13 protein-coding genes are annotated in these 16,431 nt (G+C 64.8%); 10 read left to right on the plus strand and 3 right to left on the minus strand.

The features are described 5' to 3' along the window. Positions 1–4 precede the first annotated feature (4 nt). On the plus strand, positions 5–1,528 hold the full coding sequence (locus J2T47_RS02905) for a malonate--CoA ligase (RefSeq protein ID WP_253442234.1): 1,524 nt from the start codon (positions 5–7) through the stop codon (positions 1,526–1,528). 717 nt (positions 1,529–2,245) lie between these two features. Here the strand turns inward: J2T47_RS02905 and J2T47_RS02910 are convergent. The 3 genes from J2T47_RS02910 to J2T47_RS02920 form a co-directional block, all read right to left on the minus strand. After that, entirely contained in the window at positions 2,246–3,223 is a 978-nt protein-coding gene (locus J2T47_RS02910; protein ID WP_253442236.1) for an NADPH:quinone oxidoreductase family protein, read from the minus strand. 117 nt (positions 3,224–3,340) lie between these two features. After that, positions 3,341–4,336 (minus strand): LysR substrate-binding domain-containing protein, encoded by a 996-nt coding sequence (locus J2T47_RS02915; protein WP_367399495.1) that lies wholly within the window; start codon positions 4,334–4,336, stop codon positions 3,341–3,343. A 46-nt stretch (positions 4,337–4,382) separates the two neighbouring features. Further along, entirely contained in the window at positions 4,383–4,544 is a 162-nt protein-coding gene (locus tag J2T47_RS02920) for a hypothetical protein (protein ID WP_253442240.1), read from the minus strand. Between the two features lie 23 nt (positions 4,545–4,567). Between J2T47_RS02920 and J2T47_RS02925 the strand changes: the two genes are divergently transcribed. The 9 genes from J2T47_RS02925 (at position 4,568) to J2T47_RS02965 (ending at position 16,394) form a co-directional block, all read left to right on the plus strand. Then, positions 4,568–5,536 (plus strand): carbamate kinase, encoded by a 969-nt coding sequence (locus J2T47_RS02925; protein ID WP_253442242.1) that lies wholly within the window; start codon positions 4,568–4,570, stop codon positions 5,534–5,536. Between the two features lie 146 nt (positions 5,537–5,682). Beyond that, positions 5,683–6,951, plus strand: coding sequence for an MFS transporter (locus J2T47_RS02930; protein WP_253442244.1), 1,269 nt, complete (start codon positions 5,683–5,685; stop codon positions 6,949–6,951). 11 nt (positions 6,952–6,962) lie between these two features. Then, entirely contained in the window at positions 6,963–8,645 is a 1,683-nt protein-coding gene (gene fdrA / locus J2T47_RS02935) for an acyl-CoA synthetase FdrA (RefSeq protein ID WP_253442246.1), read from the plus strand. A 22-nt stretch (positions 8,646–8,667) separates the two neighbouring features. Further along, positions 8,668–9,924 (plus strand): DUF1116 domain-containing protein, encoded by a 1,257-nt coding sequence (locus J2T47_RS02940; RefSeq protein ID WP_253442247.1) that lies wholly within the window; start codon positions 8,668–8,670, stop codon positions 9,922–9,924. Between the two features lie 343 nt (positions 9,925–10,267). Beyond that, complete coding sequence (locus J2T47_RS29170; protein ID WP_301295374.1) at positions 10,268–10,768, plus strand: DUF2877 domain-containing protein; 501 nt, start codon at positions 10,268–10,270, stop codon at positions 10,766–10,768. A gap of 61 nt (positions 10,769–10,829) precedes the next feature. Continuing rightward, the gene (locus tag J2T47_RS02950) at positions 10,830–11,243 is read left to right on the plus strand and encodes a flagellar basal body-associated protein FliL (protein WP_437180944.1); all 414 of its coding nucleotides are present in this window, start codon (positions 10,830–10,832) and stop codon (positions 11,241–11,243) included. Positions 11,244–11,462: 219 nt separating this feature from the next. Continuing rightward, positions 11,463–12,536: an HlyD family secretion protein gene (locus tag J2T47_RS02955; protein ID WP_253442249.1), complete on the plus strand. Its 1,074-nt coding sequence runs from the start codon at positions 11,463–11,465 to the stop codon at positions 12,534–12,536. Next, a complete protein-coding gene (gene rbbA / locus J2T47_RS02960; protein WP_253442250.1) occupies positions 12,533–15,268 on the plus strand; it encodes a ribosome-associated ATPase/putative transporter RbbA in 2,736 nt (911 codons plus the stop codon). Before J2T47_RS02955 ends, rbbA begins: the two co-directional genes overlap by 4 nt. 1 nt (position 15,269) lies before the next feature. Then, positions 15,270–16,394, plus strand: coding sequence for an ABC transporter permease (locus J2T47_RS02965; RefSeq protein ID WP_253442251.1), 1,125 nt, complete (start codon positions 15,270–15,272; stop codon positions 16,392–16,394). Positions 16,395–16,431 lie beyond the last annotated feature (37 nt).

The following is a 16,431-nucleotide window of genomic DNA, read 5'->3' on the forward strand; positions in this document are numbered from 1 at the left end:
CACCATGAACCAGAGCCTTTTCGCCGAAGTCGGCAAACACCTGCCCAGCGACCTTTCCAAGCCCTTCATCCGTACCCCGGACGGTGGCGGCTACAGCTACGCCGACATGCTGCGCAGTACTTCGCAGTTCGCCCATGCGCTGCTGGAGCTCGGCGTGCAGCCGGGCGACCGCGTCGCCGTGCAGGTCGACAAGAGCCCCGAGACGGTGATGCTCTACCTCGCCGTGCTGCGCGTCGGCGCGGTCTACCTGCCGCTCAACAGTGGCTACACCGGCGAAGAACTGCGCTACTTCCTCGATGATGCCGAGCCCTCGCTGTTCGTCTGCGCCCCGGCCTTCGAGGCCCAGGCCCGGGAGCTGGCGAAAGTCAGCGGCGTGGCCCACGTGGAGACCCTGGGCGATGCCGGCGACGGCTCGCTGATGGCGCGCGTGGAGGGCAAGCCGGGGCGCTTTGCCGATGTCGAGCGCGCCGCTTCCGACCTCGCCGCGATCCTCTACACCTCGGGCACCACCGGGCGCTCCAAGGGCGCGATGATCAGCCACGGCAACCTGGTCTCCAACGCCCGTGCGCTGGTGGATTACTGGAGCATCAGCAGCGAGGACTGGCTGCTCCACGCGCTGCCGATCTTCCACATCCATGGCCTGTTCGTGGCCTGCAACAGCCTGCTGATGGCCGGCGGCTCGATGCTTTTCCTGAGCAAGTTCGACGCCGCGCAGATGCTCAAGCTGCTGCCCCAGGTGAACCTGCTGATGGGCGTGCCGACCTTCTACACGCGCCTGCTCGACCAGCCCGGCCTGACCCGTGAAGCGGTGGCACACATGCGTTTGTTCATCTCCGGCTCCGCGCCGCTGACCGCCGAGACCCACAAGGCGTTTTCCGAGCGCACCGGCATGGCCATCCTCGAGCGCTACGGCATGACCGAAACTGGCATGAACACCTCCAACCCGCTGGACGGCCAGCGCATCGCCGGCACCGTCGGCTTCCCGCTGCCGGGCGTCGAACTGCGCATCACCGATCCGGCCCAGGCCGAGCCGACCCTGCTGCCCCAGGGCGAGCCGGGGATGATCGAAGTGCGCGGGCCGAACGTGTTCCAGGGCTACTGGCGGATGCCGGAAAAGACCGCCGAGGAACTGCGCGCGGACGGTTACTTCATGACCGGTGATATCGGCTTCGTCGACGACCGTGGTTACGTACAGATCGTCGGGCGCAACAAGGACATGATCATCAGCGGCGGCTTCAACGTGTACCCCAAGGAGCTGGAAGAGATTCTCGACACCCTGCCGGGCGTGGCCGAATCGGCGGTGATCGGCGTGCCGCACCCGGACTTCGGCGAAGGTGTGACGGCGGTGCTGGTGGCCAGCAAGGGCCAGGCTCCGACCGAGGCGCAGGTACTTGCCGCGCTGGACGGCAAGCTGGCGCGCTTCAAGCAGCCCAAGCGGGTGATGGTGGTCGAGGCGCTGCCGCGCAATGTGATGGGCAAGGTGCAGAAGAACGTGCTGCGCGAGCAGTTCAAGGGGCTGTATTCCTGATAGCCCGCCTTGGCTGGCTGGCTGGCTGTTCGCGAGCAAGCTCGCTCCTACAGAAAGCGCTCCGGCGCCAGGACTGACTTATAGGAGCGAGCTTGCTCGCGAACCGCTCCGCACCGGACTTCCCCTGTAGGAGCGGGCCATGCCCGCGATCCGTCGGCAGGGCCGGCGCTTTTCTCTGCTCCAATGTTGATCTTGTATTGCTGCATTGACTCGGGCGTTCCGTGTCGCTTCGGCATACGCGCGGACTTATTGTTTCCCCCCCTCGGGCGACCTCCTTTGGCAAACGCCCCAAAGGAGGCAAAGGTCTTGCCCCAATCATCCGGTTTTTCGCTTAGGCGAAAAATTCCCTCGTTGAACTGAAATTTCAGGGGCACGCCGCGAAGGGCCATCCCTGGCCCATCGCGGCTCTCGCGGCATCCATGCCGCTCAACCCCTGAAATTCCAATTCAACGAGGCCTCCTGAAAGGGGCCGTTCGGAGTGCGCGGGCGTTTCTCTGGAAGCCTTCTAAAAGCCAAAGCCAAAGCCAAAGCCAAAGCCAAAGCCAAGCGGCGTAGCGCTCTTCGTAGGAGCGAGCTTGCTCGCGAACCGCCCCGTACCGGACTTCCCCTGTAGGAGCGGGCCATGCCCGCGATCGCGCGCAGGGGGTGCTCCTACGAGTTGGCTCCAGAATGAAAAAGCCCCGCTAATGCGGGGCTTTTTCATTACGCGGGAAGCAATCAGCGAACGGTCAACACCACCTTGCCCACCGCCTTGCGCTGGCCCAGGTGATTGATCGCGTCGGCGGCCTGCTCCAGCGGGAAGGTCTGCGACACCAGCGGCTTGATCTTGCCTTCGGCGAACCAGGCGAACAGCTGCTGGAAGTTCGCCGCGTTGTCCTGCGGCTGGCGCTGGGCGAAGGAGCCCCAGAACACGCCGACCAGGGAGGCACCCTTGAGCAGGGTGAGGTTGGCCGGCAGCGACGGGATGGTGCCGCTGGCGAAACCGACTACCAGCATGCGGCCGTTCCAGGCGATGGAGCGGAAGGCTTCCTCGAACAGGTCGCCGCCCACCGGGTCGTAGATCACGTCCACGCCCTGGCCGCCGGTGAGTTCCTTGAGCTTGTCCTTCAGGCTGCCTTCGCTGTAGTTGATCAGCACGTCGGCGCCGGCGGCCTTGGCCACTTCCAGCTTGGCTTCGCTGCTGGCGGCGGCGATGACCTTGGCGCCCATGGCCTTGCCGATCTCTACCGCGGCCAGGCCGACGCCGCCGGAGGCGCCGAGCACCAGCAGGGTTTCGCCCGGCTGCAGGTTGGCGCGCTGCTTGAGCGCGTGCATGGAGGTGCCGTAGGTCATGCCGAACGCGGCGGCGCTGGCGAAGTCCATGCCGTCGGGGATCGGCATCACGCTGTAGCCGGGCACCGCGACTTCCTCGGCGAAACTGCCCCAGCCGGTCAGCGCCATCACACGGTCGCCGGGCTTCACATGGCTGACCTTCTCACCGACGGCGCCGACCACGCCGGCAGCCTCGCCACCCGGCGAGAACGGGAAGGGCGGCTTGAACTGGTACTTGCCCTCGATGATCAGCGTGTCGGGGAAGTTCACCCCGGCGGCGTGAACCTGCAGCAGGACTTCGTTCTTCTTCGGCTCGGGGCTGGCGATGTCTTCCAGCACCAGGGTTTCGGCGGGGCCGAAGGCTTTGCACAGCACGGCTTTCATCAGGACGTACTCCGTTGGAGGTTCTTCTTGGTGAGTAGAGGGCCAGTGTAGGAGCGGCAATCCTGCGAGCAATCAGAATCGCTGTGGTCTATGTCTGCCCATAACCCCGAGTGGCCGTCAGGAGTGACTGAGGTCCTTGTACAGCTCCGCCAGCAGATTGCCGGGCTGGAAGGCTTCCTTGAGCCACTGAATGACGTTTCCTTCCAGATTGCTTTTCCAGGCCGCGAGCATCAGCGAGGGTTGGCGTGGCGTTTGCACTTGCAGTTCGACGAGGCGTCCGCCGGCAATGGCCTCCCGAGCGGCGAAGTCGGGCAGAAAGCCAATACCCAGTCCGCGCTCCTGCGCAACCTGCTTGCTCTGCATGTCGGGTACGAAGATCGGCTCCTGCCCCGGCAACAACCAGGCGACACGCTTGATCAGATGGCTCGATGTGTCGTCTACGCAGATCGCCGGGTACTGCCGCAGCAGGGCGTCGCCAAGCGGCATTGGATGGCGCACCAGTGGGTGGTCGGGCGCAACCACGAACTTCCAGTGCACATACGCCATCGGTTCATAGCTGATTGATCCGCTGCCGGTGAGCGTTCCCGGGGCGCCGATGGCGAAATCGGCGTTGTGGTGCAGAAGTGCATCCCAGACACCTCCATACACCTCGGTGTGAACCCGCAGCTGGCAGTCGGGAAAGCGCTCCTTGAGCAGTGCCACCAGCGTGGTGGTGTGCCTGGGCGTATGCAGAAGGTTGTTGATGCAGATGCGCAGATTCGACTCCACGCCCTGACTGATGCTGGTGATACCTCGCTCTACCCGCTGGTACTCGTCCAGCAGGGCCTGGGCTCGCGCATAGAAATAGCGGCCGGCTTCGGTGAGCAGCACATGACGAGTCGTGCGCTTGAATAGCTGGGCGCCCAGCAGCGACTCCAGGCGCTTGATCGCATAGCTCACACCGGAAGTGGTCATGCCCAGTTCCTGGGCTGCATCGCTGAAGCTGGAAAAGTGCGCGGACAGGACGAAAACCTTCAGGTTGTCCTCGGAGAATATCGAGTTGCCCATGTCTGTCTCTCGGCGGAGTGGCGCGGTAAGGCAGATGCGCCGGTCGAATAGAGTATTCCTATACATTAGGCGGAAAAATACTACATATGAAGTATTTTTATCTGTAGGAATATCAAGCTCGTTTTAATAAATCGATAGCCATTGTTGAATGATCCTGCTGCCTGTTGGCAGGTTGATCGATATCAATTTCCTGCTCCTTCATGTTGGTTGATTTTATTGCCAGGATTAACGGCGGATGAAGCTTGAGGTGGGTTCCGTCGAACGAAAAATTCATTCTTGATTTGTTCAGGTGCTCATATGAAGAAGATACAAGGCAAAGGTCCGCTGGCCGTCGTGGCGATTGGCGGTAATGCATTGATACCGGAAAAAGGTGAAGTAACTTCTACTGCGCAGCGAGAAGTAGCCCGCACCCTGGCGGGACATGTTGCCGACATGCTGGAAGATGGCTGGCGCGTGCTGATGGTGCATGGCAATGGCCCGCACGTGGGCATGGTGCTGCGGCGCTCCGATCTGACGCGGGAGGCGTTGCCGGCGATTCCGGTCGATATGGCCGTCAGCGACACCCAGGGCGAGATCGGCTACCTCCTGCAGAACGCCCTGAGCAATGAGTTCTTCCGGCGCGGTCTGCACGCTTCGGCCAGCGCACTGATCAGTCAGACGGTGGTCAGTCTGGATGATCCGGCTTTCCAGGATCCGGACAAACCCATCGGCCAGTTCATGTCGGAAGACCAGGCTCTCGCGCTGTCAGCCGCCGAAGGCTGGACAGTGAAGGAAGATGCCGGTCGTGGCTGGCGCCGGGTGATTCCTTCGCCCCGACCGCTGCGCGTGGTGGAGTCCGCAACGATCGCCACGCTGCTGGATCAGGGCGAGGTGGTCATTGCCGGGGGTGGTGGTGGCATTCCGGTCGTGGAGTGCCCGGAGGGTTTGCGCGGGGTGGATGCGGTGGTCGACAAGGACCGCGTGGCTGCGCTGCTGGCCATCGCCCTGGAAGCCGATCTGCTGCTGATTCCCACTGGCGTCGAACGGGTCGCCCTGAACTTCGGCAAGCCGGACCAGTGCTGGCTCGAGCACCTGAGCCTCGATGAGGCGAAGCGCTACATGAACGAGGGGCAATTCGCGGCCGGCAGCATGGGGCCCAAGGTAGAGGCTATCGTCGAATTCCTCGACGAGTGCCCCCATGGCCGGGGTGTCATTACCAATCTGGAAAGTATCCGCCGAGCACTGATGGGCATGACCGGCACTTCCTTGTATGGCGGTGAGGCCTGAGCAGGACGTTATGGCTGATTAAGCAGAAACAGGTTCTTCAGATTCTTTACTAATTGCCCCGGCGTTAATCAGGTCAGGTCTTTCTTTATCTTGCTATTTGGCGAGACGGGAAGTTCATGTCTGGTTCCAGGGGAGGGAGATATATCGTGAGTAACTCAATAGATGTAAGTGAAAGTTCCGGAGGAGAAGCGAGCGGCTCGAATGGCGCTTCCAGAAAGTTGTTGGGGATACCTTATTGGGTCATCGTGGTGCTGCTCTTTTTCCTAGGTTGGGTCTTCATGTATGCCGACCGAACGATACTCAATCCGGTGATGGGGAAGTTGCAGGAGGAGTTCGGTCTTTCACGAACCGAACTGGGCCTGATCAACAGCGTTTTCTTCTTCGCCTATGCATTGGTGCAGATCCCCGCGGGCGTGCTGGGCGACAAGATCGGTCGAAAGATCGTTCTCGTTCCGGGGTTCATCCTCTTCGGTATTTTCACGGCGGTCAGTGGCTGGGTGACGTCGTTCAAGGGGCTGCTGTTTGCCCGCGTCGTCACCGGAATCGGTGAGGGGACCTATTACGGCCCTCAGTACGCCATCTCCAACGAAACCGTTCCGCTCAAGTACCGCAGCCTGGGCAGCGCCATCATCAACAGCGGCATGGCGTTCGGGATAGCGCTTGGCCTGATGTCATCCAGTTACCTGGTCTACGACCTGAACATGAGCTGGCATGCGCCGTTCTACGTCTTTGCCCTGCCGACCATCCTGGTGGGCGTGCTGATCTGGTGCGTCATCCGTGAAAAGCCCCGTGCTCGCGGAGCCGCTGCCGGGCAGAAGGCCTCGCTGGGTTCGCTGCTGCGCAACCGCAACCTGCTGCTGACCTACATCATGGTGTTCTGCAGCCTGTTCGGATTCTTCATGATCCTGACCTGGTTGCCGTACTACCTGCAGACCGAGCGCGGCATCGCCGGCTCCCAGACCGGTTTCGTCGCCTCTCTGGTGGCCTGGGTATCGATCCCGGGGGCACTGATCATCAGTTCGTTCTCCGACTGGCTGGGCAAGCGCAAGCCGCTGGTCTTCGTGCTCGTGCCGATCGCTGCCGCCGCACTGTGTTCCGTGGTGTATTTCCAGAGCCAGACCGCGTTGATCTGCAGCCTGGTCGTCTACGGCCTGTTCGGCAAGCTGGCTCTGGATCCGGTGCTGGTTGCCCTGGTGGCCGACAACGCACCCAAGGAAGGCTATGCCTCGGCATTTGGCGTATTCAACTGTGTCGGCATGAGCTCTTCGATCCTGGCACCGACCATCACCGGATTCATCGCGGAACACACCAACAGCCTGTCTTCAGGCTTCTACATTTCGGCCGCCATTCTCGTGGTGGGCATGTGCTGCATGGTGGGAATCCAGGAGAAACCCAACGCAGTGCCTTCGGCTTGAGGAGATTGAACATGCTGTATTCAGTGATCAAACCGGGTCTGTTCCAGGACTCTGTCAGCCTGATGCTGCTGACCCGCAAGCTCTCCGATGTCGCTGGCGTGGAGCGTGTGTCAGTGATGATGGGGACGCCCGCCAACAAGGAAATCTTCGGCAACACCGGCATGCTCACCGCCGAAATCGAGAAGGCCGTGCCGTCGGACCTGTGCGTGGCGCTGGAGGCCCGGAGTGCCGAAGTCATCGACCTGGTCATGCAGGGGGTGGACGCGTTCCTGGCCAATCAGTCGGTCGCCCGCAAGGGCGTCGCCTATAGCCGTGCTCACGGTCTGCACGGGGCGCTGGCGCAACAGCCACAGTCCAATCTGGCGCTGATTTCGGTCGCCGGGCGCTACGCTGCGCGGGAGGCCTACAAGGCGCTGGATAGCGGGCTGAACGTATTCATGTTCAGCGACAACGTGGAGGCCGACGTCGAGCGCGAACTCAAGATCTACGCCCATCAGAAGGGCCTGCTGGTCATGGGGCCTGATTGCGGGACGGCAGTGATCGGCGGCGTCCCGCTGGCCTTCGCCAACAAGGTGCTATCTGGCGCGATCGGCATAGTCGGAGCCTCAGGAACGGGTATCCAGGCCGTATTGGCGGCGGTGGATGCCCAGGGGGAAGGAATCTCCCATGCCATCGGCATCGGCGGCCGCGACCTGTCCTCGACCGTGGGCGGCCGCAGCGCCCTGGATGCCATCTCGTTGCTGGTGAACGATCCGGCCACCGAGGTGATCGTGTTCATCTCCAAGCCTCCGGCCAGGGAAGTGCGCGAGCACATCGAGCTGGCGCTGCGTGTGCAACCCAAACCCGCCATCGCCCTGTTCCTGGGCGAACGGGTCGAAGCCCCGCAGACGGGAGAGCTGCAACTGGCCGAGACACTGGACCAGGCTGCCAGCCTGGCGGTGGAACAGCTCCGGCGCGTGCGTCGGCGCGAAGCCATGGCCCGGATGCGCCCCGGGCAGCGAAACATCAGCGGTCTGTTCTGTGGTGGCACGCTGGCGGCGGAGACCGCTCTGCTGCTGGCTCATCAGCTGGGACTGCCGCCCAGCAGCCACCATGAAGACGGGGTGATGTTCAGTGCCCTGGGGCACCGGGTGATCGACCTTGGCGACGATGCCTACACCGTGGGCCGTGCGCACCCGATGATCGATCCTTCCTTGCGTTCGGAAATGCTCATCGAGTCCTCCGTTGTTCCGGAGACGGCGGTAGTGCTGTTCGACGTGGTCATCGGTTATGGGGCCCATGCCGATCCGGCCGGGCTGGTCGTCGAGGCCATCGAGAGTGGCCGCCGGCAGCGCGGCAGGCAGAACGGCGAGATCGCCTATATCGCCTACCTGTGCGGCACGCGCCATGACCCGCAAGGCTGGGAAGCCCAGTACCGCAAGCTGCGTGACGCGGGCATCTGGGTCTGCACCAGCAGCCGCGAGGCGGCGCAACTGGCGCTGGAACTGTCTAGCGAGGCGCGCCCGGCACCAACGCCCTGTCGCCAGCAGCAGACCCCGGCTCTGCTGGCCGCCGCCCCGCGAGTCATCAATATCGGCCTGCAATCGTTCGCTGACGACCTGGCTCGCTGTGGCGCCAGCGTCGTGCAGGTCGACTGGGCGCCGCCGGCGGGTGGTAACGCCCGTCTGATCGCGGCACTCGACGCTCTTCAATAAGCCTTTTCACGGAGATTTCATCATGTCCATTTCACTGAACCAGGCCAACCGCGCGGTTATCGAAAAGATCACTGCCGCGCGACCCTATCTCGTCGATGTGCGCCCAGCAGGTAGCGTCATTCCCGCGCTGAACGAACGCAAACTGCTGCTGCATGCGGGCCCGCCGATCGGCTTCGCCGACATGACCGGCCCAATGCGTGGTGCCTGTATCGGGGCGCTGCTGTTCGAGGGCTGGGCGCAGGACGAAGAGCAGGCTGTGCAGATGCTCGAGGCGGGGCAGATCGATTTCGCCCCCTGCCACAGCGTATCGGCAGTCGGCCCCATGGGCGGTATCACCTCGGCGAACATGCCGGTGCTGGTGGTCTGCAACCGGACCGACGGCAACTTCGCCTACTGCAACCTCAACGAAGGCATCGGCAAGGTCATGCGCTTCGGCGCCTATGGCGATGAGGTGCAAAAACGCCTGCACTGGATGCGTAACGTGCTCGGCCCGATGCTCTCGGCGGCACTGCGGCATCTGCCCGAGGGGATCGACCTGACTGCGGTGATGGCCCAGGCCATCACCATGGGTGACGAATTCCACCAGCGCAACATCGCCGCCTCGGCCCTGCTGGCCCGCATCCTGGCTCCGGCGTTGGTGGCGGTGGCCAAGGACAGCAGCGCCTGCGCGGAAGTGCTCGACTTCCTCGGCCGTACCGACCAGTTCTACCTCAACGTGGCGATGGCCTATTCCAAGGCGGTGATGGATGCCGCTCACAGTGTGGGCGAGGGGTCGGTGGTGACGGCTCTGAGCCGCAATGGCAAGGACTTCGGCGTACGGGTCAGCGGTCTCGGCGAGCGTTGGTTCACCGCGCCGGTGAATACCCCGCAGGGCCTGTTCTTCACCGGTTACAGCCAGGCGGACGCCAACCCGGACATCGGTGACAGCGCGATCACCGAGGCGTTGGGGATTGGGGCGATGGCCATGATCGCTGCGCCGGGTGTAACCCGCTTCCTGGGGGCCGGCGGTTTCGACGACGCCCTGGAAATCAGCAACGAAATGGCGGAAATCTGCCTGGCGCGCAACCCCGCGCTGATCGTTCCGAACTGGAACTTCCAGGGTGCCTGCATGGCGATCGACGTGCGTCGGGTGGTGGAGCTGGGTATCACGCCCCTGATCAACACCGGCATTGCTCACCGTGACCCGGGTATTGGCCAGGTCGGTGCGGGCACGGTTCGGGCTCCCATGGCCTGCTTCGAGCAGGCTCTGCTGGAGCTGGCCGCGAAGTACGGTGAGTGAAGCAACTGGCGGTGCGCCCTGGCGCACCGCTCCCCGTCTGCCTCGCCCTCTGGCCTGCAGCCGGGCCGCACTGAGGGCGCTGGATGGACGGGGGCCGGTCCTGGGCCGGCTGGAGGCGACTTTCGCCTCGGGGCTGGTGTTGCGGTTACCGGGCGGTCCCCACGTTTTTCTGTCGGCGCGCGACAAGGGACTGCTGCCTCTGCAGATCATTTTGCGACAGGAGGACCTGACCTGGCTGCGCTCGGTCCTGCTGCCGGGCATGTGGCTCAGCCTTGGAGATCCCTTGGCAGTGGCTCGCCGTTGTCTGCTGGGCCCTCACCCCGCGCCGCGCGCTCCGCGTCTGATGACGTGGCGCTCCCGGGTCGCGCTGCTGGAGCAGCGACTGGACAACCAGCGCGGCGGTCTCGGGCTGGCGTGGCGTGAACTGGCCCATCCGGCCTGGAAGGCTCAGCGGCTCTTTTGCCGCCGTCCCGATGCTGATCTCTCGGTACCTTTGCGTTGGCTGCTGGGGCGAGGGGAGGGCAGCACACCAGCCGGTGACGATATGCTGCTCGGGGCCCTTCTGGCACATTGGGCGCTGGGAGTGCCGGACTCCGCACTGCGGCTTGCTCTCTCGGCACTGCGGCCTGAGTGGCCCGCGCTGACCACCGAGCTCAGCATGAGTTACCTGGACGCCGCCCTCGAAGGTGACTTCGCCGGGCATCTGCTGTCCCTGGCGACGGCGGTCAGGGGCGCAGGGGCGGCCAGCCGCCTGGGTTGGCGGGTCGACCGGGTGCAGGCCCACGGGCACAGTTCCGGCCTGGATTGCCTGCTGGGCTTTCTACTGGTGGCCCGGCAAGCCTGAGAGGCTTGGGTCGAGCGCCTTCTCTGGCTATGCTTGCGGCATTGAAACCGGAGACATCGCCTTGAGAGCTTTCCTCGCCCTGTTGCTGGCCTTTTCCTTCAGTACTTTCGTCATGGCTTCCGAATCCGAAGAGGCCAAGCCGGAAGACGCCAACAAGCCCGTGTTCGTCGACCTCACCCCGGCGCTGGTGGGCAACTACGGCAGCGGCCCGCGCCTGAAGTACTTCAAGGCCGACATTGCGCTGAAGGTCACCGGCAAGGAGGCCTCGGACAAGGTCGAGCACCACGAGCCGCTGATCCGCAACCAGCTGGTGATGCTCTTCGCCCAGCAGACCGACGACTCCCTCGGCAGCGTCGACGGCAAGGAGAAGCTGCGCCAGGAGGCCCTCAAGCAGGTGCAGACCGCGCTCCAGCAGGAAGAGGGCAAGCCGCTGGTCGACGACCTGCTGTTCAACAACCTGATCGTCCAGCCCTGATCCTCTCCGGGCTTCGCCTGCATGAGTGCGCCTCATGCAGGCGAAACGGCACCCGGCTGCGACTGCTCGCCGCAATGCCGGGCTGAAAGCCCCGCCCTACTTGGCGTGTAGGAAATTTCCTGCGCGTGCCTGACCTGAATCAAGCCCCGTTTGCCGCTGGTCGCCGAACATCCCTTCATGATCCGCTCGAATTCGAGCGCCTGGACAAGGGGAATTCGGATGACAGGAAAGGCAAAAAGCTGGCGCACCCGCGGTCTCGCGGTGCTGGTGGTGGCCGTGCTCGCCGCACTGGCCTGGCAGACGTTCAAGCCAACCGGTCTGCCTGAAGGCTTTGCCAGCGGCAACGGGCGCATCGAGGCCACCGAAGTCGACGTGGCCACCAAGCTGCCCGGCCGTGTGGCGGAAATCCTGGTGGACGAAGGCGACTTCGTGAAGGCCGGCGATGTGGTGGCGAAGATGGACACCCAGGTGCTCCAGGCCCAGCTCGCCCAGGCCCAGGCGGAAGTGCGCCGGGCGCAGAACGCCCAGCTCACCGCGCAATCCCTGGTGGCCCAGCGCACCAGCGAAAAATCCACCGCCGAAGCCGTGGTCGCCCAGCGCCAGGCGGAACTGACCGCCGCGCAGAAGCGCTTCACCCGTACCGAGCAACTGGTCAAGCGCAACGCCCTGCCGCAACAGCAACTGGATGACGACCGCGCCACGATGCAGAGCGCCCAGGCGGCGCTGGCCGCTGCGCGTTCCCAGGTGGTCTCGGCGGATGCCGGCATCGCCGCCGCGCGCTCCCAGGTGATCGAGGCACAGTCGGCCATCGAGGCCGCCACCGCGAGCGTCGAGCGCCTGCAGGCAGACATCGACGACAGCCTGCTCAAGGCCCCGCGCAACGGTCGCGTGCAGTACCGCGTGGCGCAGCCGGGTGAAGTGCTGGCGGCCGGCGGCAAGCTGCTCAACATGGTCGACCTGGCCGATGTCTACATGACCTTCTTCCTGCCCTCCGGCCAGGCCGGCAAGGTCGAGCTGGGCCAGGAAGTGCGCCTGGTGATCGACGCCGTGCCCGAATATGTGATCCCGGCCAGGGTTTCCTACGTCGCCAGCGTCGCGCAGTTCACCCCCAAGACCGTGGAGACCGCCAACGAGCGCGAGAAGCTGATGTTCCGCGTCAAGGCACGCCTCGATCCGGGCCTGCTGGAGAAATACATCACCTACGTGAAGACCGGCGTGCCGGGCATGGCCTACCTGCGTCTCGACCCGCAGGTGCAGTGGCCGGCTGACCTGCAGATCAAGGTCCCGCAATGAACGCCGTCGACTGCGTGGCCCGTCTGGCTGGCGTCTCGCTGCGCTATGGGCAGACCCGCGCAGTGGACGACGTCACCCTGGAAATCCCGGCCAACCGCATGGTCGGCCTGATCGGCCCGGACGGCGTCGGCAAGTCCAGCCTGCTGGCGCTGCTGGCCGGCGCGCGGAAGATGCAGGACGGCGAGATCCAGGTGCTCGGCGGCGACATGCGCGATGCGCGCCACCGCCGCGCCGTGTGCCCGCGCATCGCCTACATGCCGCAGGGCCTGGGCAAGAACCTCTACCCGACGCTCTCGGTGTTCGAGAACGTCGATTTCTTCGGCCGCCTGTTCGGCCACGACAAGGCCGAGCGCGAGCGGCGCATCGCCGACCTGCTGCACAGCACCGGCCTTGCGCCGTTCGCCGAACGCCCCGCGGGCAAGCTTTCCGGCGGCATGAAGCAGAAGCTCGGGCTGTGCTGCGCGCTGATCCACGATCCCGACCTGCTGATCCTCGACGAGCCCACCACCGGCGTCGACCCGCTGTCGCGCAACCAGTTCTGGGAGCTGATCGCGCGTATCCGCGCCGGCCGCGAAGGCATGAGCGTGCTGGTGGCCACCGCCTACATGGAGGAGGCCGAGCGCTTCGACCACCTGGTGGCGATGGACGAGGGCAAGGTGCTCGCCACCGGCACGCCCGCCGAACTGCGCGAGCAGACCGGCACGCAGAATCTCGAAGAAGCCTTCATCGCGCTGCTCCCCGAGAGCAAGCGCGCCGGCCACCACAAGCTGGTCATACCACCACGCCCGCAGCCTGACGGTGCGCCGCAGATCGCCATCGAGGCCGAGGGGCTGACCTGCCGCTTCGGCGATTTCGTCGCGGTGGACCGCGTCAGCTTCCGCATCGAGCGCGGAGAAATCTTCGGCTTCCTCGGCTCCAACGGCTGCGGCAAGTCCACCACCATGAAGATGCTCACCGGCCTGCTGCCGGCCAGCGAAGGCACCTGCGCGCTGTTCGGCCAGCCGGTGAACGCCAACGACCTGGAGACGCGCCGGCGCGTCGGCTACATGTCCCAGGCCTTCTCGCTGTACGCCGAGCTGACGGTGCTGCAGAACCTCGAACTGCACGCCAAGCTGTTCCACATCCCCCACGAGCAGATCGGCCCGCGCGTCGAGGACATGCTCCAGCGCTTCGACCTGGGCAAGGTCAGGGACGAGCTGCCCGACAGCCTGCCGCTGGGCATCCGCCAGCGCCTGTCGCTGGCCGTGGCGGTGATCCACAAGCCGGAAATCCTGATCCTCGACGAGCCCACTTCGGGCGTCGACCCGGTGGCCCGCGACGGCTTCTGGGAGCTGATGGTGGAGCTGTCGCGCAACGACGGCGTGACCATCTTCATCTCCACCCACTTCATGAACGAGGCGGAGCGCTGCGACCGCATCTCGCTGATGCACGCCGGCAAGGTGCTCGACAGCGATACCCCGCAGGGGCTGATTCACAAGCGCGGCCTGCCGACCCTGGAGGCCACCTTCATCGCCTACCTGGAAGAGGCTGCCGGCAGCGCCCCGGTGCCCGATGCAGCAGCTGCAGCGCAGCAGCCCGCCGAGCCCTCGCGCTACAAGGGCAGCGACCGCTTCAGCTGGCTGCGCCTGTTCAGCTACGCGCGCCGCGAGGCCATGGAGCTGCGCCGCGACCCGATCCGCCTGACCCTGGCGCTGGTGGGCACCGCGCTGCTGATGTTCATCATCGGCTACGGCATCAACATGGACGTCGAGGACCTCACCTACGCGGTGCTTGACCGCGACCAGACCACCACCAGCCAGGCCTATGCGCTGAACATTTCCGGCTCGCGCTACTTCATCGAGAAGGCGCCGATCCAGAACCCCGAGGAGCTGGAGCGGCGCCTGCGCAGCGGCGACATCAGCCTGGCCGTGGAGATCCCGCCGAACTTCGGCCGTGACCTCAAGCGCGGCGCCGACCCGGCCATCGGCGTGTGGATCGACGGCGCCATGCCGACCCGCGCCAACACCGTGCTCGGCTATGTGCAGGGGCTGCACGCCAGCTACCTCGCCGATCTGGCGCGGCAAAATGGCAACGCCGCCGCCAGTGCAGCGGCGAGCACCGAAGTGCGCTTCCGCTACAACCCGGACGTGGAGAGCCTCAAGGCCATGGTGCCGGCGGTGATCCCGCTGCTGCTGATCATGATCCCGGCGATGCTCACCGCCCTGGGCGTGGTGCGCGAGAAGGAGCTGGGCTCGATCACCAACCTCTACGTCACCCCGGTCACCCGTCTGGAGTTCCTGCTCGGCAAGCAGCTGCCCTACGTCGGCATGGGCATGATCAACTTCGTGCTGATGCTGGCCATGGCCGTGCTGCTGTTCCAGGTGCCGCTCAAGGGCAGCTTCCTGGCGCTGCTGGTCGGCGCGTTCCTCTACGTGGTGACCAGCACCGGCCTCGGCCTGCTGCTCTCGACCTTCATGAAGAGCCAGATCGCCGCGGTTTTCGGTACCGCCATTGCCACCATGATCCCGGCGATCCAGTTCTCCGGGCTGATCCACCCGGTGTCGTCGCTGGAAGGCGCGGCGGCGGTGATCGGCCAGCTCTACCCGACCTCGCACTTCCTCATCGTCAGCCGTGGGGCCTTCTCCAAGGCGCTGGGTTTTGCCGACCTGTGGATCTACTACCTGCCGCTGCTGGCCATGGTGGTGGTGCTGACGCTGCTCAGCGTGGCCTGCCTGAAGAAGCAGGAGGTCTGAGATGAACAAGCTGGCGAACATCTTCAACCTCGGCATCAAGGAATTCCGCAGCCTGGGCCGCGACTACGCGATGCTGATCCTGATCGCCTGGGCCTTCACCCTGGGGGTCTACAGCTCGGCCACCGGCGTGCCGGAAACCCTGCACCATGCGCCGATCGCCATCGTCGACGAGGACCAGTCGCAGCTCTCCTCGCGCATCGTCAACGCCTTCCAGCCGCCGTACTTCCGTGTGCCGGAAATGATCGGCCACGCGCAGATGGACCGCGGCATGGACGTCGGCCTGTACACCTTCACCCTGGACATCCCGCCGGACTTCCAGCGCGACGTGCTGGCCGGGCGACAGCCGGCGATCCAGGTCAACGTCGATGCGACGCAGACCGGCCAGGCCTTCTCCGGCGCCGGCTACATCCAGAGCATCGTCGGCACCGAGGTCAGCGAGTTCGTCAGCCGCTACCGCGCCGAGGCGGCGATGCCGGCGGAGCTGGCGGTGCGCATGGAGTTCAACCCGAACCTGACCCAGGCCTGGTTCGGCGCGGTGATGGAGGTGATCAACCAGATCACCATGCTGTCGATCATCCTCACCGGCGCCGCGCTGATCCGCGAGCGCGAGCACGGCACGGTGGAACACCTGCTGGTGATGCCGCTGACCGCCTTCGAGATCATGATGGCCAAGGTCTGGTCCATGGGCACCGTGGTGCTGCTGGCGGCGGCGATTTCGCTGCAACTGGTGGTGCGCGGCTGGCTGGACGTGCCGATCAGCGGCTCGGTGGGGCTGTTCCTGCTGGGCGCGGCGCTGCACCTGTTCGCCACCACGTCCATGGGCATCTTCATCGGCACCGTGGCCCGCTCGATGCCGCAATTGGGGCTGCTGGTGATCCTCACCCTGATGCCGCTGCAGATTCTCTCCGGCGGCACCACGCCGCGCGAGAGCATGCCGGAGCTGGTGCAGACCATCATGCTGGCAGCGCCGACCACGCACTTCGTCAGCCTGGCCCAGGCGATCCTCTACCGCGGCGCGGACCTGTCCATCGTCTGGCCGCAACTGCTGGCCATCGTTGGAATCGGTGCCGCTTTCTTCTTCGGTGCGCTGTGGCGCTTCCGCCGGACCATCGGGCAGATGGCCTGACACTCTGCTGCCCCTGTAGGAGTGTCCATGTCGGGCC

Source organism: Pseudomonas nitroreducens, from assembly GCF_024170165.1.
In the GTDB taxonomy this organism is placed as follows: Bacteria; Pseudomonadota; Gammaproteobacteria; order Pseudomonadales; family Pseudomonadaceae; genus Pseudomonas; species Pseudomonas nitroreducens_C.